The organism is Paracoccus sp. SM22M-07, from assembly GCF_001887735.1.
Taxonomy (GTDB): Bacteria; Pseudomonadota; Alphaproteobacteria; order Rhodobacterales; family Rhodobacteraceae; genus Paracoccus.
The window spans coordinates 46,879-63,806 of the sequence record NZ_JPKW01000005.1 but is presented as its reverse complement, the minus strand read 5'-3'; the positions used below and the strand labels follow the sequence as shown (position 1 = coordinate 63,806).

Here is a 16,928-nt window from a genome sequence, read left to right as displayed (position 1 = left end):
GGGACCGGCTGATCAGGCCTTCCACGGCTTACCGATCGGCACCGGCCGCGGATTGCAGGCCAACGGTTTTCGCCGCCGATAGAATCGCCGTGTCCGTCCCTTTCGGGCCGACCAGCATCGTCAGCGCCCAAGGCTTTCCACCCCAGCGCGAGGGAAGGCTGATCGCGCATCCATCCACCAGATTGACCAAGGACGTGTTGCGCAGCATCGCGGCATTGATGCGGTCGAAATCCGCCTCGGTTTCGTCTATGCGGGGCGGCATCATCTGCAGGGTCGGCGCCAGCATGGCGTCAAAGCCGTCCATCAACGCCCCGAAATGCGCGACGATCCGGGCGCGTTCGGCATAGGCATCCGCGATCTGGCTGTCCGAAAGCGTTTCGGCAAAGCGGATGCGCGACAGGACGCGCGGATCGCCGATGCTGCCCAATGTTTCCAGATCATCCGCGTAAAGCCCGTGCGCTTCGACCGCGACGATGATCCGGTTCAGACCCACCGATGCGCCGATCAGGGTCGCGTCGACGGGCACCAGGCGGTGGCCTGCTGCCCTCAGGCGGTCCTGTTCGGCGGCAAACCAGGCGGCGATTTCGGGTGAGAGGTCGTTGACGAAACCGCCATGGGGCAGGGCCAGAGTCAGGGGGCCGTCGGACGTGGGGGGCAGGGGCGATCCTGCCATGACCTCCAGCATCTTGTGCAATGTCGCATGATCGCGCGCCATCGGTCCGGGCGTGTCATAGCTGGGCGCCAGGGGATGGACGCCGGTGTCGGGGATCAGGCCCTGACTGGGCTTCATGCCCCAGATGCCATTGGCCGCGGCCGGAATGCGCAGGGACCCGCCCGTATCCGTGCCGATGGCGGCATCGGTCAGCCCCAGGGCGACGCCCACCGCGCCCCCCGAGGACGAACCGCCCGGAATGACACCGTCCGCCAGCGCGCTGGAGGGGGTGCCGTGATGGGGGTTCAACCCCACCCCCGAATAGGCGAATTCCGACATCGACGTGCGCCCGAACATCACGGCCCCGGACTTGCGCAGCCGTTCGACGGCGGCCGCGTCGCTTGCGGCCGGCGCGCGCCGGGCCAGCAGGCGCGACCCGGCGCTGGTGACCTGACCCACCTCGTCGAACAGGTCCTTGACCGAGATCAGCGTCCCCAACAGGGGCAGTTCCTCGCCCGCATCGTGACGGGCCTGCTGGCGGCGTGCCTCGGCGCGGATGCGGTCGGGGTCGAAAGACACGAAGATCGCGCGCCTTTGCGCATCGGGCATGTCGGCGACGCGGGCGATCGCGGCGTCGACCTTATCGGCCAGCATGCTCATGCGACCTCGGCCAGGGTCACGGTGGCATAGTCATGGCTGATGCGGCGGCCCGTGGCGGGATCGGACATGGCCATGCGGAAGCTGCCGGCAGGACGGACCCCGCCCTTCGCGCCAAAGGTGCCGCACATCATCGCGACGGCCCCGTCGCGCGCCAGGTCATCCAACCCGGCCGACGCGATCAGATCCGTCAGGGGCCGGATCGCGGACAGGCTGCCTTGCTGATAGGGGACCCATTCACCATCCTCATGGACCCAGCTTTCCAGCACGATCTCGTCCAGGCGGTCCGCGACGCTGTCCCAGTCCCACAGCTGATCCGCACAGGGCTTGGCGCAGATCTGCTTGGACAGCGCCACCGAATGCGCCTCGAGCGCGCGGTCGGTGTGGTCAGATCCCAGCCCCAGCCAGCGCCGTCCCCCGGCCTGCACGACCAGCGGTTCGACCTCGCCCGAGCTGTCGCCGCCCACCACCTGGATGCGGGGCGATTGGGTCAGAAGCCCGGACGACGCGCGATAGAACAGCGGCGTGGCCGAAGGCGGCGTGACGCCGATCGCGGCCAGTTCGTCGATATGATGCTGGATGGCCGCCTGGTCGCGTCCGGTCCACCCGGCGACGACCAGATGGGCAAGTTCGATGTCCAGCCATTGGCCGTTGCAATTGAAACGCATGGTTCAGTCCTTTCAGAACGCAGAAGGCAGCCACAGCGCCAATCCGGGCACCGCGATCAGCGCGGCGACCATCAGCGCCATGACGGCGACATAGGGGATGACGCCCATGATGACGTCGTTGATGGACCCGCTTTTGCGGGCGCCCTGAACCACGAACAGGTTCAGGCCGACGGGCGGCGTGATCAGGGCCATCTCGACCAGCACGATCATCAGGATGCCGAACCAGACCTTGTCATAGCCAAGGCCGGCCATGATCGGCACGACGATGGGAATGGTGGCGACCATCAGGGCCAGAGTCTCGTTGAAGAAACCCAGCACCACATAGAGGGCGATGACCAGCAGCAGGGTGCCGAAGGGCGACAGGCCGGACCCGCCGATCAGCGCCGTCAACTGGCGTCCCAGACCCGCCGATGTCATGGCGAAGTTCAGGAAATAGGCCCCGACGATGACCAGCATGATCATGGCCGAGATGCGGATCGTGCCCTCCAGCGCCTCGGCCACCGATTTCAGGGTCAGCCCGTCGCCAAAGGCCGCGATGACGACCGCCATGGCGACCCCGATGGCCGCCGATTCCGTCGGCGTCGCCCAGCCTGCATAGATCGAGCCGATGACGACCCCGAACAGCACGATGATCGGCAGCAGCTGTTTCAGGCTGATCAGCCGCTCGGACCAGCGGAAGCTGCGCGACGGACCGCCAAGCGCGGGCCGCATCATGCAGATCGCCACCGTCACCAGGATGAAGAACAGCGCCAGCAGCAGGCCCGGAACCAGGCCGGCCAGGAACAGCTGCGGGATCGATGTTTCGGTCAGGAACCCATAGACGATCAGGTTGATCGAAGGCGGGATCATGATGCCCAGAGTGCCGCCCGCCGCGATGGCGCCGGAAAACAGGCGCGGGTCGTAATTCAGCCGCTCGGCCTGCGGCATGGCGACGGTCGCGACGGTCGCCGCGGTGGCCACCGAGGAACCGGAGGTGGCCGAGAACATCGTTGCCGTGGCGATATTGGCATGGACCAACCCACCAGGCAGCCATGACAGCCACTTGTCCAGCGCCGCATAGGTGCGTTCCGCCACCCCGCCGCGCACCAGGATCTCGCCCAGAAGCACGAAGAGGGGGATCGCGATCAGCGTGCTGGATGCCGATGAGGACCAGACCATCTGCCCCATTCCGCGCAGCAGCGGAAAGGCGGAATAGAACTGGCTGACGCCCACGCCCAGCAGGAACAGCACGATCCCGACCGGGATCGACAGGGCCATCAGCCCCAGCAGAGAGATTGCGACGGTCCAGATCATAGCTCGACCTCCGTGCCGATCCCGATGGCGGCATCCATCTCCTCGCGGCGCTTGGCGACCAGATAGGTCAGGGCGATCAGGGTCAGCGCCGTGGCGGTCACGGCGAACCACAGCCAACCGGCGAACCAGATGCCCTGGGGGATCCACAAGGGCGTTTCCAGGGGCGTGTTGGCGCGCGACCCTTGGGTCAGGGTGCGCGACAGGACGGGCCAGCTTTGAAACGCGACCAGCAGGACGATCGCGTTCGTGACGACCATCGCGAAGATGTCCATCACCGCGCGTCCGGTCTGGGCCAGTTTCAGCCGGATCACGTCGATGCGGACATGCGCGCGCTGGATCAGCGCGCATGCCAGGCCCCAGCTGGCCACGGCGGCCATGACATAGCCCGAAATCTCGTCCGAGCCCCCGAGCGAGGCGCGGCCGAACCCGCGCAGGGCGACATCCGTCAGGATGAACAGCACCGTCAGCACCAGGGCCAGACCCAGCACCAGCGCCACGAAACGGTTGGCGCGCCGAAGCGCGCCATAGAGGTGATCGACCATCCGCATGATCCCTTACTGCGGGATGGACAGGCCGACCGTCTGGCCGACCGTCTGGTTCCAGCGCGCGGCCCAGTCACCGCCTGCACGCGACGCCCAATCGGGCAGGACCTCGTCGGTCAGGATCTGGCGGGCGCGGGCGATGTCGTCCTCGCTGGCCTCGACCACCGTCATCGAGGCATCGCTGCCCCCCTCGCAGGCGTCGCTGCCGGTCAGGCAGGCCAGGTCATTGTCCAGGCCACCCTGGGCTGCCTGCCACGCCGGGGCTTCCAGCCCCTCGGCCACGGCGGCCAAGAGCGCGGTCCGGTTTTCCTCGGTCATGCCGTCGAAGCGATCCGCGTTCATGGCGATGACCACCGGGTCCCATCCGCCAAGCGGCAGGGTCAGCAGATGGTCCGACACCTCCCACCAGCCGGCCGAAAAGCCGGAACCGGCACCGGTCACGGCGCAGTCGATCACGCCCCGTTCCAGCGAACCGGGAACCTCGGAAAAGGCGATGTTGATCCCTTCGGCGCCCAGGGCCTCCAGGAACATGGTGGTCATGCGCCCCGAACCCCTGACCTTCTTGCCCTCAAGATCGTTCAGAGAGGTGATCTCGCCCCGGCAGAACACCATCTGCGGCGGATAGGGCGCGATGCCCAGCACCTGCGCGCCAAAGCGTTCGCGCATGATGTCCTCGACCATCGGACGGGCCGCCTGGACCATCGCCTGGGCACTATCCGCGTCGCTGGCCACCAACGGCACGTCCAGACCTTCCAGTTCCGGCGCATCGCCCACGGTATAATCGGCCACGGTCGCGCCGATATCGAAGACGCCGTCGCCCAGCATCCGATAGACATCCGCGCCCGCGATGCCCATCTGGTCAAAGCTGGTCAATTGCGCCGTCAGGGCGCCGTCGGTCATCTCGGGCAGGCGCTCCGTCCAGAACGGCGTCTCGAAATCCTGATAGAGGGGCAGGTTCGACCAGCTGCCCACGACGGCCAGTTCCTCGGCCAGGGCAGGGGTGGCGATCAGCGTTCCGGTCATCAGCAGTGCCAAAGTGGTTTTCATCGTTCTCTCCTGTCGGTTTCTTGTTCTGATTGGGTTCAGATCCTTGGTTTTCTTGACGCCATGGCGGCGCGCGGTCGCGGCCTGGTCAGGGCATGGGGACCCTATGGCGGGCGCCCTTGGCCGGGCGGATCCTTGCGGCAGCCGGCGCCGTGACCCTGTCGTCCTGTCGATGCCTGCCGTCTTGCGAATGTCCGAAGCCTTTCGCAGGGTGCGCGAAATCTTGCGGACAGGGAGGGACAAGAAGCGACATCGACAATTCTCTCGCGGGTCACGAAAGAGTGTGCAGCCAAGGAAAAGCACGAACAACAGTTCAGATATTGTCAGTAATGATCTTCTTTGGCGATCAGTTTCGCGCTGCAGCCACCGCGGCGCGGGTCACTTCCCGACCGATCTTCTCATTGCGTTCCGGAGAGTAGCAGATGGCGAAATCCAGATCCGGCAGGCGCGCCTCGGGCCGGACTTGGATCTCCTCCAGCCCCGCATGAGGCCAGGACCGGACGATGTCATGGGGTATGGTGCCGATGCCGAAACCTTGCCCCACCAGATGCAGCGCTGTCGCAAGGGATGCCGAACCGTGGACGGCCGCCACCTGTCGGCGCCCCGGCGACAGCAGCTGGACGACCTGTCGATGCGGCAGGCTCGATTTCGGGAAGGACACGATGGGCAGGCTGGACAGATCGTCGATGCCGGCGGGGTTCGGCAGGGTGAAATGGGCGGGTGATCCGAACCAGCCAAGCGTGACCGGCGGCAAGGCGGTCAGGATGATCCCGCGCGGCGCCTGATCGCGCAGCATGATGACCACGTCCAGCCCGTCCTGCGCCAGCAGCGTGCCCATCTGGTCCGAGGTATCGACCGATATCTCGAACCGCAGCAGGGGGTGGCGGGCGCGCAGATCCGTCAGCATCCGGGGCAGGACCGTGTGGGTCATCGTCTCGGCGACGCCAAGACGCACGACCCCGGCCATGACGTTCTGGGTCAGCTCCTCCAGAATGCGGTCGCGCTGGGCCACCAGGACCTCGGCCTCGTCGCACAGGCGCCGCCCCGCGGCCGTCAACCGAACGCCGCGCCCGTCGCGTTCGAAGATCGCGATCTTCATGCGGTCCTCAAGATGGCGCACGCGTCTTGAAATCGCCGATTGCGCCAATCCCAAATCGTCGGACGCCGCCCGAAAGCCGCCCTGCCGCACGATGGCGCGGATGATCTCTATATCTCGAAAACCGAACATGGCGCGATCAGACGGGGATGCCGCGCGGTGGTCAAGCGGATCTTTCGGCGCGACGATTCAGGGCGGGAAGGGTCGACTGGCGGGCGTCCTGCCGATGACCCTGATGCCGGCCGGAAGCGAAGGCCGCAAACCCTTCACAGGTCGCCGGGCCGACCATCGGCTTCAATTTCGGCATCATGATGGCCGAACGGCTGAACCGCCCACCGTAAGATTGCGCCGACTGTCGGGCAAAGGGCCTATGGGCCTGCGGGACCGCACCTTCGGGTCTTTTTCGCGACCGCTGTCACGACGGGGCATCGAACTCGGCGCGCACCCGATCCCACGCCAATGTCAGGTGGCGCCCCAGAATTTCCGACAGCCCCTCCGCGTCGCGCGCCTCCAGGGCCAGGATCATCTGTTCGTGTTCGGCCACGGCGCTGGCCCATTTGTCGGCGCCTTCATGCCCGATAAAACGGATGCGTTTCAGCCGGGTCTGCAGCCGGGCGTGGACCTCGCAAAGCGCCCCGTTGTCGGCCAGTGCCACGATGGCCGTGTGGATCGCCTGGTTCAGCTTGTAATAGGCCATGCGGTCGCGGCGGGCATAGCAGTCCAGCATCTGGTCATGCAGGGCGCGTACCTCGGCGATGCCCGCATCCGTCGCCTGCGCGCAGGCGATGATGCCGGCCTGTTGTTCCAGGATGCGGATCACCTCCAGCATGTCGCGAACCTCGCGCGCGCCGAACTGCTTGACCACCGCGCCGCGTGACGGGACCAGCTCGACCAATCCTTCGGAGGCCAGGTACTTGATCGCCTCGCGCAGCGGCGTACGGGACACGCCCAACTGCTGGCCGATCTGGCCCTCGTTCAGGCGGGTGCCGGGGGGCAGCTGCCCTTCGATGATCATGTCGCGCAGCCGCGACAGGATCGCGTCCAGCAAGGGCAGGCGTTCGATGCGGGCATCTGTATCAGGCATGTCGGTCACCGGCGTCTCCGTTGGCGCGTCTTCTTCTGGCTATGACGGGGACGGGGGCAAGTCAACATTGCGTTCTGTGTGCTGTATACAGAATTATTGATACGGTTCGGCGACCGTGCTAGCAAGAACCGAGGACGTGATTCGGGGGGGGATCGATGTCGGGGAACATGCTGCACTGGACGCCGCAGGACTGGCCCATCGCCTGTGCGATGATCCCGTTCGCCACGGTGCACGACGCCGGGCCGGATGCCTGGGCGCACGATCTGGGTCAGGTGGCCGCGGCGGGCTTCGACGCGGTCGATCCGACCGACAGCTGGCTGCGGCTGGCCGATCTGGACGATGCTGAACGGGCGCGGTTCATGGCGATCTGCCGTGATCTGGGGCTGTCGGTGCCTGCCATCTCGACATCGCGGCGCAGCGTGATTGACCCTGCCCACGGCGACGACCACCTGGCCTATTGCCACCGCGTCATCGACTGCGCCGCTGATCTGGGCGCGGGACATGTCAGCTTTGGCCTGTTTGGCCCGCTGAGTGACGCGCAGCGCGCCGCCCTGTGGTTCTGGACCGAACCGGGGGTCACGAACCCCGACGACCCCGCCACCCGCGCACTGGCCGTCGCCCGCATCCGCGAACTGGGCCGCCACGCCGCCGATCGCGGCATCCAGGTCGCGCTGGAGATGTACGAGGACACCTATCTGGGCACCGCCCCAAACGCGGTCGCCTTTGTCACCGACGTGGACCACCCGTCGGTTCGGCTGAACATCGACATCGGCAACCTGATCCGCCTGCATCGGCCCGTCCAGCCCTGGGCGGAGATGATCGCGCTGTGCGCGCCCTTTGCGGGCTACTGGCACGTCAAGAATTACTACCGGATGACCGACCCGTCGGGGGTCATCCTGTCCCACCCCGCACCCATGATGGGCGGCACCATCAACTGGCGCGCGGCGATCAACACTGCGCTGGACCAGGGTTTCGCCAGCCCGTTTCTGGTCGAGCATTACGGCGGCGACGGACTTGGGGTCTGCGCCGAGAACCGCGACTATATTCGCCGCATCCTGGCGCAAAGAAGGACCCTGCCATGACCAAGATCGTGGACCGCCCCGAGGATTTCGCCGCGACCGCGCTGGCGGGGTTCTGTGCCGCCCATGCCGACCGCGTCGCTCCCATCCCGCACGGCGCGTTGCGCGCCTATGCCGGGGCGCCGGGAAAGGTGGCCCTGGTCGTCGGTGGCGGGTCGGGGCATTACCCGGCATTCCTGGGCTATGTCGGTCCGGGCCTGGCCGACGGGGCGGTGGCGGGGGACGTGTTCGCCTCGCCATCGACCAGCGCGGTGGCCGGGGTGGCCCGGGCGGCCGATCTGGGCGGAGGCGTGATCCTGGGGTTCGGCAATTATGCGGGTGACGTGCTGAACTTTGGCGCCGCCGCCGAGCGTCTGCGGGCCGAGGGCATCGACACCCGCATTCTGGCAGTGACCGACGACGTCGCCAGTGCGCCCGGGACCGACGCGGCGCGCAGGCGGGGCGTGGCGGGCGACCTGCTGGTCTTCAAGATCGCCGGTGCCGCGGCCGAGGCGGGCTTGGATCTCGACACGGTGATGGATCTGGCCGGACGCGCCAATGTGCGGACCGTGTCCTTCGGGCTGGCCTTCGACGGTTGCACCCTGCCGGGACAGGCGGCACCCCTGTTCAGCGTGCCCGAGGGGCAGGTCGCCCTTGGCCTGGGCATCCACGGAGAGCCGGGGATCGCGACGCGGGACCTGATGCCCGCCACAGATCTGGCGCGGATGCTGCTGGACCCGCTGCTGGCCGAACGGCCCACGGGCCATGACGGCCGCGTGGCCGTGGTCCTGAACGGCCTTGGCCGCACGAAATACGAGGAACTGTTCGTCCTGTGGCATCACCTGAGCGGGCTGATGACCGACGCCGGCCTGACCGTCATCGACCCCGAAGTCGGCGAGTTCGTGACCAGCCTGGACATGGAGGGATGCTCTCTGTCGATCCTGTGGCTGGACGAAGCGCTGGCCGATCTGTGGCGGGCGCCCGCCGACACGCCCGCCTTCCGCAAGGGGGCCGTGGCCGCCCAGGGTGCACGGCAGGTGGCCCGCGAAGGGGCAGCCATCGCAGCGGTTCCGCGCGGCGAACCCGCCAGCGCGGCGCAGGCCGGCTGCGTGGCCGATATCGTGGCGCGGCTGGCCGAGGCGCTGGCCGAGGCAGAGCCTGAACTGGGCCGCATCGATGCCATCGCGGGCGACGGCGATCACGGCCAGGGCATGGCGCGCGGGTCTGCGGCGGCCGCCGCTGCGGCGCGCGATGCGGCGGCGCAGGGCGCGGGAGCGGGCTCCGTGCTGTCGCTGGCGGGCGACGCTTGGGCGGATCGCGCCGGTGGCACGTCGGGCGCGCTGTGGGGGGTGGCCCTGCGTGCCTGGGGGCAGGCGCTGGGCGATACGGACGCGCCCGACGCGGCCCGCGTGGCCGCAGGGGCGCGGGCGGGGATCGACGCAGTGACCCGCCTGGGCGGCGCGCGGCCCGGCGACAAGACGCTGGTCGATGCCTTTGCGCCCTTCGTCGACACGCTGCAGGGGCAGGTTGCCCAAGGCGCGGCGCTGGCCGATGCCTGGGATGCCGCCGCCCGTGCGGCGACCGCCGCCGCTGACGCCACGGCTGACCTGACGCCGCGGCTTGGCCGGGCACGCCCGCTGGCGGAACGCAGCATCGGGCATCCCGATGCGGGCGCGATCTCGCTGGCGCTGTGCGCAAGGGTCGTGGCCGGGGCGCTGGCCCGCTGAATTCGGGCGGCGCGACATCGCGCCATCCACGAAACTTCATTCCAGACGGAGAGAGACATGCGCATTGCTTTGGCCTTGGGGGATGCCGGGGGCGTCGGCCCGGAACTGGCGGCGAAACTGCTGACCCATGACGACATGAAGGCCATGGACGTGATCGTCGTCGGCGATGCGCGCGTGCTGGAGATGGGCGCGCGCCATGCGGGCGTCACGCTGGACCTGCCGCGGATCGGTGCGGATCAGGTCGGTCCCGACATGGCGCCGGGCCATGTGCTGCTGGATCTGGCGAATTGCGCGGTGGACGGCATGACCCCGGGCCAGTCCAGCGCCCATGCCGGCGCGGCCAGCCTGCAGAATTTCGGCTGCGTGCTGCAGCTGGCAGGGGCGGGCATCGCGGATGCGGCCATGTTCACGCCCTTTAATAAGCATTCCATGCGCCTGGCGCGGCCGAGCTATGTCGATGAGATCGGCTTCATCGACGCGGTGCTGAACGCCGATCGCAGCGGGCGCGAGTTCAACGTCCTGGAGGAGGTCTGGAACGCCCGCGTGACCAGCCACATCCCGCTGCGCAAGGTGGCCGAGACGCTGAGCACCGAACGCATCCTGGACAGCCTGCGCCTGACGGCCGAGGTGATGGCCGGTGCGGGCAAGCCCGGCGCGCGGATCGGCGTCGCGGCGCTGAACCCCCATGCGGGCGACGGCGGCAATTTCGGCCACGAGGATGACGAGATCCTGGCCCCCGCCGTGGCGCAGGCCGTGGCCTTGGGCATCGACGCCAAGGGGCCGATTCCGTCGGACACCGTCTTCGTACGCGCCATCCGCGGCGAATTCGACGCGGTGCTGACCATGTATCACGACCAGGGCCAGATCGCGATGAAGCTGATGGGCTTTGACCGCGGCGTGACGCTGATCGCGGGTTACGGCTTTCCGATCGTGACGCCCGCGCATGGTACGGCCTTCGACATTGCGGGGCAGGGGCGCGCCGATCTGGGCGCGACGCTGACCGCCGCACGCCTTGGCCGCGACCTGGCCGCGCTGAACCCTGCCCGTACGCCGCGCGCGCTGCCCGCAGGCTGGGCGCAGGCAGAGATCGCCCCGACATTTCTGGTCGCCGAATAGGCGCCCGGTCTTCTTCCCGCCGCAAGCGGGTCGCATCATCTTTGGGAGGAGAGATAGAATGACCATCAAGACCGCATTGATCGCAGGCACCGCCCTGCTGGCCGTCGCCGTCCCGGCGCTGGCCGAATGGACCCCCGAACGCCCGGTGGAATTCATCGTGGCATCGGGTGCCGGCGGCGGGACCGACAATTTCGCCCGCACCATCCAGGCCGCGCTGACGCGCAACGACATCCTGGACCAGAACATGGTCGTGCTGAACAAGGGCGGTGGCTCGGGCGCCGAGGCGTTCCTCTATGCCCGCCAGAACGCCGCCGATCCGCACAAGCTGATCTTCGGGACGAACAACGTCTATCTGCTGCCCCATGTGGCCCAGCTGGCCTATTCGGCCGAGGACCTGCAGCCCGTCGCCGCCCTGGCGTTGGACGAGTTCCTGATCTGGGTCAAGGCCGACGCCCCCTGGCAGACCTCGATGGAGCTGATCGAGGCGGCCAAGGCGGAACCCGGCACCATCGTCTTTGGCGGCAGCCAGTCCAAGGACACCGACGAGACGCTGGTCGCGTTGATCGAACAGACCACCGGGGCCGATTTCAAATACGTCCCCTTCAACGGCGGCGGCGAGGTCGGCGTGCAGCTGGCCGGCGGCCATATTGCCGCGAACGTCAACAACCCGAACGAGAATATCGGCCAGTGGCAGGCCGGCGCGATCCGTCCGCTTTGCGTGTTCTCGCCCGAGCGGATGGCGGAATCCGAGCCGGTCAGCGGCGACATGGGCTGGCACGACATCCCGACCTGCGCCGAGCAGGGGCTGGATATCGAGCGGTACCAGATGCCGCGGACGGTCTGGCTGCCCGCGGGCACCGACCCCGAGGTGCTGGCCTATTACCAGGACGCCCTGAGCCGCGTGGCCGAGACCCAGGAATGGAAGGACTACCTTGCCAAGACCTCGCAGACCGCGGCGGTACTGACCGGGGACGACCTGACCGCCTTCATCGAGGAGAACGAGGCCGCGACCGTGACCGTCTTCGAGGCCGAGGGCTGGGTCACCGCCGCCGCGCAGTAAGCGCATCGGGGCATCCGGGATCGTCCGGGCGCCCCTTTTGCCCATGGGGAAAGGGAGGGTCATGACCGTCAGACGTTTTCATGCCGAAATCGGCACGGCAATCACCACCGGTGCATTGGGCGTGGCGGCCATTATCGGCGCCGCCGAACTGGGCACCGGGTGGAGCGATCATGGCCCGCAGCCGGGCTATTTCCCCTTCTGGGTGGCGATCGTGCTGATCGGGGCCAGCCTGTGGAACCTGGGCGGCGCCATCGCCGCGCATCGCAAGGCACAGCGCACGCCCCCCGACCCCTTGGACGACCCCGAGGAGCCGTTCCTGCCGCGCCAGAACCTGATCCGCATCGCGACCTTCCTGGGCGCGATGACGGCGTTCGTCATCGGCATGCTGACGGTCGGCTTTTACGTCGCGGCGACCTTCTATATCGGGCTGACCGCCTGGCGTCAGGGCGGCTTCCGCCTGTGGAAAGGCCTGGCGATCGGCGCGGGCTTTGCCGTCAGCCTGTACCTGATCTTCGAGACGATCTTTCAGATTCCGCTGTTGAAGGGGCCGTTGGAGCCGCTTCTGGGCATCTATTAAGGGGCCGCGACAATGGGCAATTTCGATCTGCTGATGCACGGGTTCTCCGTGGCCATCACCCCGATGCACCTGATGCTGATGGTCGCGGGCGTGCTGATGGGACTGGTCGTGGGCGTGCTGCCGGGGCTGGGGGCGCCCAGCGGGGTATCGCTGCTGATCCCGCTGACCTTTGCGCTGGACCCGACATCGGCCATCATCCTGCTGACATCGATGTATTGGGGGGCGCTGTTCGGCGGGTCCACCACGTCGATCCTGTTCAACATCCCGGGGGAACCGTCATCGGTCGCCACCACCTTCGACGGCTATCCGATGGCGCGAAACGGTGAATCGACGCGTGCGCTGACGCTGGCCTTCGTGTCGGCCGGGGTGGGCGCGCTGATGGGCATTCTGGTCATCACCCTGCTGGCGGGCTGGGCGTCGCAATTCGCGCTGCGCTTTGGCGCGCCCGAATATTTCGCGGTCTATTTCCTGGCCTTCGCCGCCTTCATCGGCATGGGCAGCGCCGCCCCCATGAAGACGCTGGTGTCGCTGACCACCGGCCTGATCCTGGCATCGGTCGGCATGGACAGCGTCACCGGGTCGATCCGCCTGACCTACGGGTTCTCGGACCTGCTGGGGGGCGTCAGCTTCCTAGTGGTGGTGATCGGCCTCTTTGGCATCGGGGAATTGCTGGCCACCGTGCAGGAGGGGCTGCGGTTCCGCGGCGTGTCGTCCAAGATCGACCTGCGCGATGTGCTGAAGACCTTGGCCGAGCTGCCGAAATACTGGGCCACGACCCTGCGGTCGGGCCTGATCGGCATCTGGATGGGCATCACGCCGGGCGGACCCACGGCGGCCAGCTTCATGTCCTATGGCGTGGCCCGCCAGGCGTCGCGCAAGGGCGCGGCCTTCGGGTCGGGTCGCCCCGAGGGGATCGTGGCACCCGAAACCGCCGACCACAGCGCGGGCACCTGCGCGATGCTGCCGATGCTGGCCCTGGGCGTGCCGTCATCGGCCACGGCTGCGGTGATGATGGGCGGTCTGATGATCTGGGGCCTGACGCCGGGGCCGATGCTGTTCGCCACCAAGCCCGATTTTGTCTGGGGCCTGATCGCCAGCATGTATGTGTCGAACCTGCTGGGGGTAATCCTGGTGCTGGCCACCGTACCGATGTTCGCGGCGCTGCTGCGCATTCCGTTCACCATCATCGGGCCGATGATCGTCGCGATCTGTTTCGTCGGCGCTTACACGGTGTCCGGGGCGACGTTCGACCTGTGGCTGGTGCTGGTCTTTGGCCTGGTGGGCTTTCTGTTCACCAAGCTGGACTATCCGTTGGCGCCGATGATCCTGGCGATGGTTCTGGGTCACAAGGCCGAGAATGCGTTCCACCAATCGATGCTGCTGTCGGACGGATCGCTCGGCATCTTCTTTGCCAACCCGTTGGTGACAGGGATCATGATCGTGGCGCTGGCGCTGCTGATCCTGCCCAAGACGCTTGGCCTGGCGCTCAGCCTGCGCCGCAACCGCAAGGTGGTCGCATGAACCTGATTGGCCATTTCGCTGCCCGACAGGGGCGCACCGTTCAGACCGCCATCATCGGGACCGGCGGGTTCGGGCGCAGCTTTCTGGCGCAGGCGCGCCGCGTGGATGGGCTGGCCTGCCGCGTCGCGGTGGACCGCGATGCCGCCACGGCGGCGGCGGCGCTGGCATCTGTCGGCGTGGACCCCGCGCGGATCGCGGTCTGCGCCGATGCCGCCAGCGCGCGGACGGCCTGGGAGGCGGGCCACTGGATCGCCGCGGGCGATCTGGCCGTTCTGGTGGCCCTGCCGCTGGACGTCGTGCTGGAGGCCACCGGCGACCCCGAGGCCGGTGCCCGCCATGCGGACATGGCCATCGCGGCCGGGCATCACGTCGTCATGGTCACCAAGGAAACCGACAGCGTGGTGGGCCCGATCCTGTCGCGCATGGCCCGCGACCGGGGCGTGGTCGTCGCACCGGTCGATGGCGACCAGCCCAGTCTGCTGATCGGGCTTGCGACCTGGGCGCAGGTCATCGGCCTGCGGATCATCGCGGCGGGAAAATCCAGCGAATATGATTTCGTCTTCGACCCCGCCACGGGGCAGGTGGTCAGCAATGGCATGGCGGTCGCGGCACCGGGCCTGGCGGACTGGCTGGACCCGGCGGATCGGCCCTGGGCCGATGTGGCCGCGGGTCGGGCGCACGCCCTGCGTGCCCTGCCGCAGCGAGCCGTGCCGGACCTGTGCGAAATGACGCTGGTCGCGAATGCCCTGGGGTTCGTTCCCGACCGTGCCGACCTGCACGCCCCCATCGCCCGCATCCCCGAGGTCGCGGACCTGATGACCGACCAGGGCGGGCTTCTGTCGGGGCAGGGGCGGCTGGACGTGTTCCATTGCCTGCGTCTGCCGGGCGAGGTCAGCTTTGCCGGCGGCGTCTTCGTCACCGTCGCCTGTGACGATGCCGCCACATGGGACATGCTGCGCGACAAGGGTCATGTCGTGTCCCGTGACGGGCGCACGGCGATGATCGGTCTGCCGCGCCACCTGCTGGGGCTTGAGGCCGCGACAACGGTCTTCGAGGCCGCGCTGCATGGCGTGTCGTCGGGGGCGCGCAACCCGCGCCCGGTTGTGGACCTGACCGCCTTCGCCGATGCAGATCTGCCCGCCGGCACCGTCCTGCGGGCCGAGGGGCATCACCATACCATCGCCCATGTCTCGGGGCGGATGACGCCCGCGGCGCGGATCGCCGATGATGCGCCTGTGCCCTATTACCTGGCGGCCGGGCGCGCGCTGCGCCGTGACGTCGCGGCAGGGCAACCAATCCTCTGCGCCGACGTGGCGCTGGACGAAGGCTCGGCCCTGCTGCGCCTGCGCCGACAGCAGGACGCCATCACCGATTGGGGTACGGGTTCGGGGGCGTGACGCCGACCCCGGCAGGGACGGACGCAAGGTCAGGTCAAGCCATTGACCGTGAAGGATAATCCCGAAAAATGACGTAAACGGGTTCCCGACCAGCACCCAACTGACCGCCCCCGTCAGGGCATTCTGGTGCGTCCTTGCCAAAGGCGGGGATAAGACCGCTGGCCCACTGCCCGCTTTCCCGGCACGACGGTTGATCGCAACGACCGGCCCGCCTGTCCCGGTGTTTCAACCGGCTGCGCCTTGATGTAACCTAAGCGGTCTCAACCACAGGATTCCGCGACGATGCTTCTGATGCCGCAACGCATGGCCTATAGCAGGGCCGAAACCCTTTCGGATTTCCTGGTCCACGCGGTCGGCCTGACCGCCGCCCTGCTGGCGGTTCCGATTCTGGTCACCTTCACTTGGGCGCAGGGCAGCGATGCGCTGTCGCTGCTGGGCGTGTCGATCTATGGCTGCACGCTGGTCGCGATGATCCTGTGTTCGGCGCTTTACAACATGGCCCATCCCGAACACCTGACCAACATCCTGCGGCGGATGGATCATTCGGCCATCTATCTCAAGATCGCGGGCACCTATACGGCCTTTGCACTGGCCGCGCCGCAACCGGCGGCCTGGTTCCTGGTGTGGATCTGGGGCTGTGCGCTGACCGGTGCGGGACTGCGCAGTTTCGCGCCCGACTGGTGGCGGGCACCTGCCATCGCGCTTTATCTCGTGATGGGATGGTCGGGCGCGGTCGCGGGCGGCGCGTTGTTCGGCGACATGTCGTCCCGCGCCTTCACGCTGATCCTGATCGGCGGCAGCCTCTATACGGCGGGCTTTGCCTTCTACCTGTTTTCGCGGCTTCGCTATCACCGGACGATCTGGCATCTCTTCGTGGTCACGGCCAGTGCGGTCTTTTTCGCGGCCGTTGTCGTGCATGTGCTGGGGCAGGGTTGACGCGCTGACCGCCCGCAGGCTCTACCGGCTGCGGGCTTCCAGGATCGCCCTTGACCGGGGGCAGGGGACGCCATCGAAGAACCGCGTGATCAGCCGGTCCCAGATGTCGTCGCCCCCCGAAACCGCTGCAAAAAGCGTCGCCGAGGATCGCAGCTTCATGGCGTCCACCGGTCCCAGGATGGCCTGTGCATCAAGGTCGGGATGGGTCGTCATCGCCTCGGCGCAGGCTGCCAGGCGCGGTCCCAGAACCGGATGGGCCAGATAGCGGCGCGCTTCGTCGCCGTCCGCGATGCCGTAGAAATGCGCGGTCGTCGATTGACCCAGCCCCCGCAGCTGGGGAAAGACGAACCACATCCAATGCCCCGCTTTGCGCCCACGCCGCAGTTCGGCCAGCGCGGCGTCATAGGTTCGATCCTGCGCCGCCAGAAACCGATCCAGGGATTGGGGGTCGTCGGGTGCTGAAAGCGGTGCCATGCCGGTTCCTCCTGCTGTCCTTGGCA

Annotated in this window: 16 protein-coding genes; 8 read left to right on the top strand and 8 right to left on the bottom strand. The window is 67.6% G+C overall.

Annotated features, from left to right (window positions below):
* Nucleotides 1-28 precede the first annotated feature (28 nt).
* The 7 genes from IE00_RS09805 to IE00_RS09775 form a co-directional block, all read right to left on the bottom strand.
* Nucleotides 29-1,306, bottom strand: coding sequence for an amidase family protein (locus tag IE00_RS09805; RefSeq protein WP_170864120.1), 1,278 nt, complete (start codon nt 1,304-1,306; stop codon nt 29-31).
* Nucleotides 1,307-1,308: 2 nt separating this feature from the next.
* On the bottom strand, nt 1,309-1,977 hold the full coding sequence (locus IE00_RS09800; RefSeq protein WP_072296945.1) for a DUF2848 domain-containing protein: 669 nt from the start codon (nt 1,975-1,977) through the stop codon (nt 1,309-1,311).
* Nucleotides 1,978-1,989: 12 nt separating this feature from the next.
* Nucleotides 1,990-3,270, bottom strand: coding sequence for a TRAP transporter large permease (locus tag IE00_RS09795; protein WP_072296944.1), 1,281 nt, complete (start codon nt 3,268-3,270; stop codon nt 1,990-1,992).
* Nucleotides 3,267-3,812 (bottom strand): TRAP transporter small permease subunit, encoded by a 546-nt coding sequence (locus tag IE00_RS09790; RefSeq protein WP_072296943.1) that lies wholly within the window; start codon nt 3,810-3,812, stop codon nt 3,267-3,269. The genes IE00_RS09795 and IE00_RS09790 overlap by 4 nt, the downstream gene beginning before the upstream one ends.
* Before the next feature lie 12 nt (nt 3,813-3,824).
* Nucleotides 3,825-4,859: a TRAP transporter substrate-binding protein gene (locus IE00_RS09785; protein ID WP_072296942.1), complete on the bottom strand. Its 1,035-nt coding sequence runs from the start codon at nt 4,857-4,859 to the stop codon at nt 3,825-3,827.
* A gap of 343 nt (nt 4,860-5,202) precedes the next feature.
* Nucleotides 5,203-6,084 carry a LysR family transcriptional regulator gene (locus IE00_RS09780; RefSeq protein WP_072296941.1) on the bottom strand — a complete coding sequence of 294 codons (882 nt, stop codon included), beginning with the start codon at nt 6,082-6,084 and terminating at the stop codon, nt 5,203-5,205.
* A gap of 283 nt (nt 6,085-6,367) precedes the next feature.
* On the bottom strand, nt 6,368-7,036 hold the full coding sequence (locus IE00_RS09775; RefSeq protein WP_072297077.1) for a GntR family transcriptional regulator: 669 nt from the start codon (nt 7,034-7,036) through the stop codon (nt 6,368-6,370).
* Nucleotides 7,037-7,191: 155 nt separating this feature from the next.
* Here IE00_RS09775 and IE00_RS09770 point away from each other — a divergent pair, with 155 nt between their 5' ends.
* The 8 genes from IE00_RS09770 to IE00_RS09735 all read left to right on the top strand — a co-directional run bounded on the left by IE00_RS09770 (nt 7,192) and on the right by IE00_RS09735 (nt 16,428).
* A complete protein-coding gene (locus tag IE00_RS09770; protein ID WP_139291387.1) occupies nt 7,192-8,118 on the top strand; it encodes a sugar phosphate isomerase/epimerase in 927 nt (308 codons plus the stop codon).
* The gene (locus tag IE00_RS09765; protein WP_072296940.1) at nt 8,115-9,821 is read left to right on the top strand and encodes a dihydroxyacetone kinase family protein; all 1,707 of its coding nucleotides are present in this window, start codon (nt 8,115-8,117) and stop codon (nt 9,819-9,821) included. Before IE00_RS09770 ends, IE00_RS09765 begins: the two co-directional genes overlap by 4 nt.
* Nucleotides 9,822-9,878: 57 nt before the next feature.
* Nucleotides 9,879-10,937 (top strand): 4-hydroxythreonine-4-phosphate dehydrogenase PdxA, encoded by a 1,059-nt coding sequence (locus IE00_RS09760; RefSeq protein WP_072296939.1) that lies wholly within the window; start codon nt 9,879-9,881, stop codon nt 10,935-10,937.
* Nucleotides 10,938-10,995: 58 nt separating this feature from the next.
* Nucleotides 10,996-11,997 (top strand): tripartite tricarboxylate transporter substrate binding protein, encoded by a 1,002-nt coding sequence (locus tag IE00_RS09755; RefSeq protein ID WP_072296938.1) that lies wholly within the window; start codon nt 10,996-10,998, stop codon nt 11,995-11,997.
* Nucleotides 11,998-12,058: 61 nt separating this feature from the next.
* Entirely contained in the window at nt 12,059-12,574 is a 516-nt protein-coding gene (locus IE00_RS09750) for a tripartite tricarboxylate transporter TctB family protein (protein ID WP_072296937.1), read from the top strand.
* A gap of 12 nt (nt 12,575-12,586) precedes the next feature.
* The gene (locus IE00_RS09745) at nt 12,587-14,095 is read left to right on the top strand and encodes a tripartite tricarboxylate transporter permease (RefSeq protein WP_072296936.1); all 1,509 of its coding nucleotides are present in this window, start codon (nt 12,587-12,589) and stop codon (nt 14,093-14,095) included.
* Entirely contained in the window at nt 14,092-15,492 is a 1,401-nt protein-coding gene (locus tag IE00_RS09740; protein ID WP_072296935.1) for an NAD(P)H-dependent oxidoreductase, read from the top strand. Before IE00_RS09745 ends, IE00_RS09740 begins: the two co-directional genes overlap by 4 nt.
* Before the next feature lie 303 nt (nt 15,493-15,795).
* The gene (locus IE00_RS09735) at nt 15,796-16,428 is read left to right on the top strand and encodes a hemolysin III family protein (protein ID WP_240493841.1); all 633 of its coding nucleotides are present in this window, start codon (nt 15,796-15,798) and stop codon (nt 16,426-16,428) included.
* Nucleotides 16,429-16,449: 21 nt separating this feature from the next.
* Here the strand turns inward: IE00_RS09735 and IE00_RS09730 are convergent, their stop codons facing one another.
* Entirely contained in the window at nt 16,450-16,902 is a 453-nt protein-coding gene (locus IE00_RS09730; RefSeq protein ID WP_072296933.1) for a DUF1810 domain-containing protein, read from the bottom strand.
* Nucleotides 16,903-16,928: the final 26 nt, after the last annotated feature.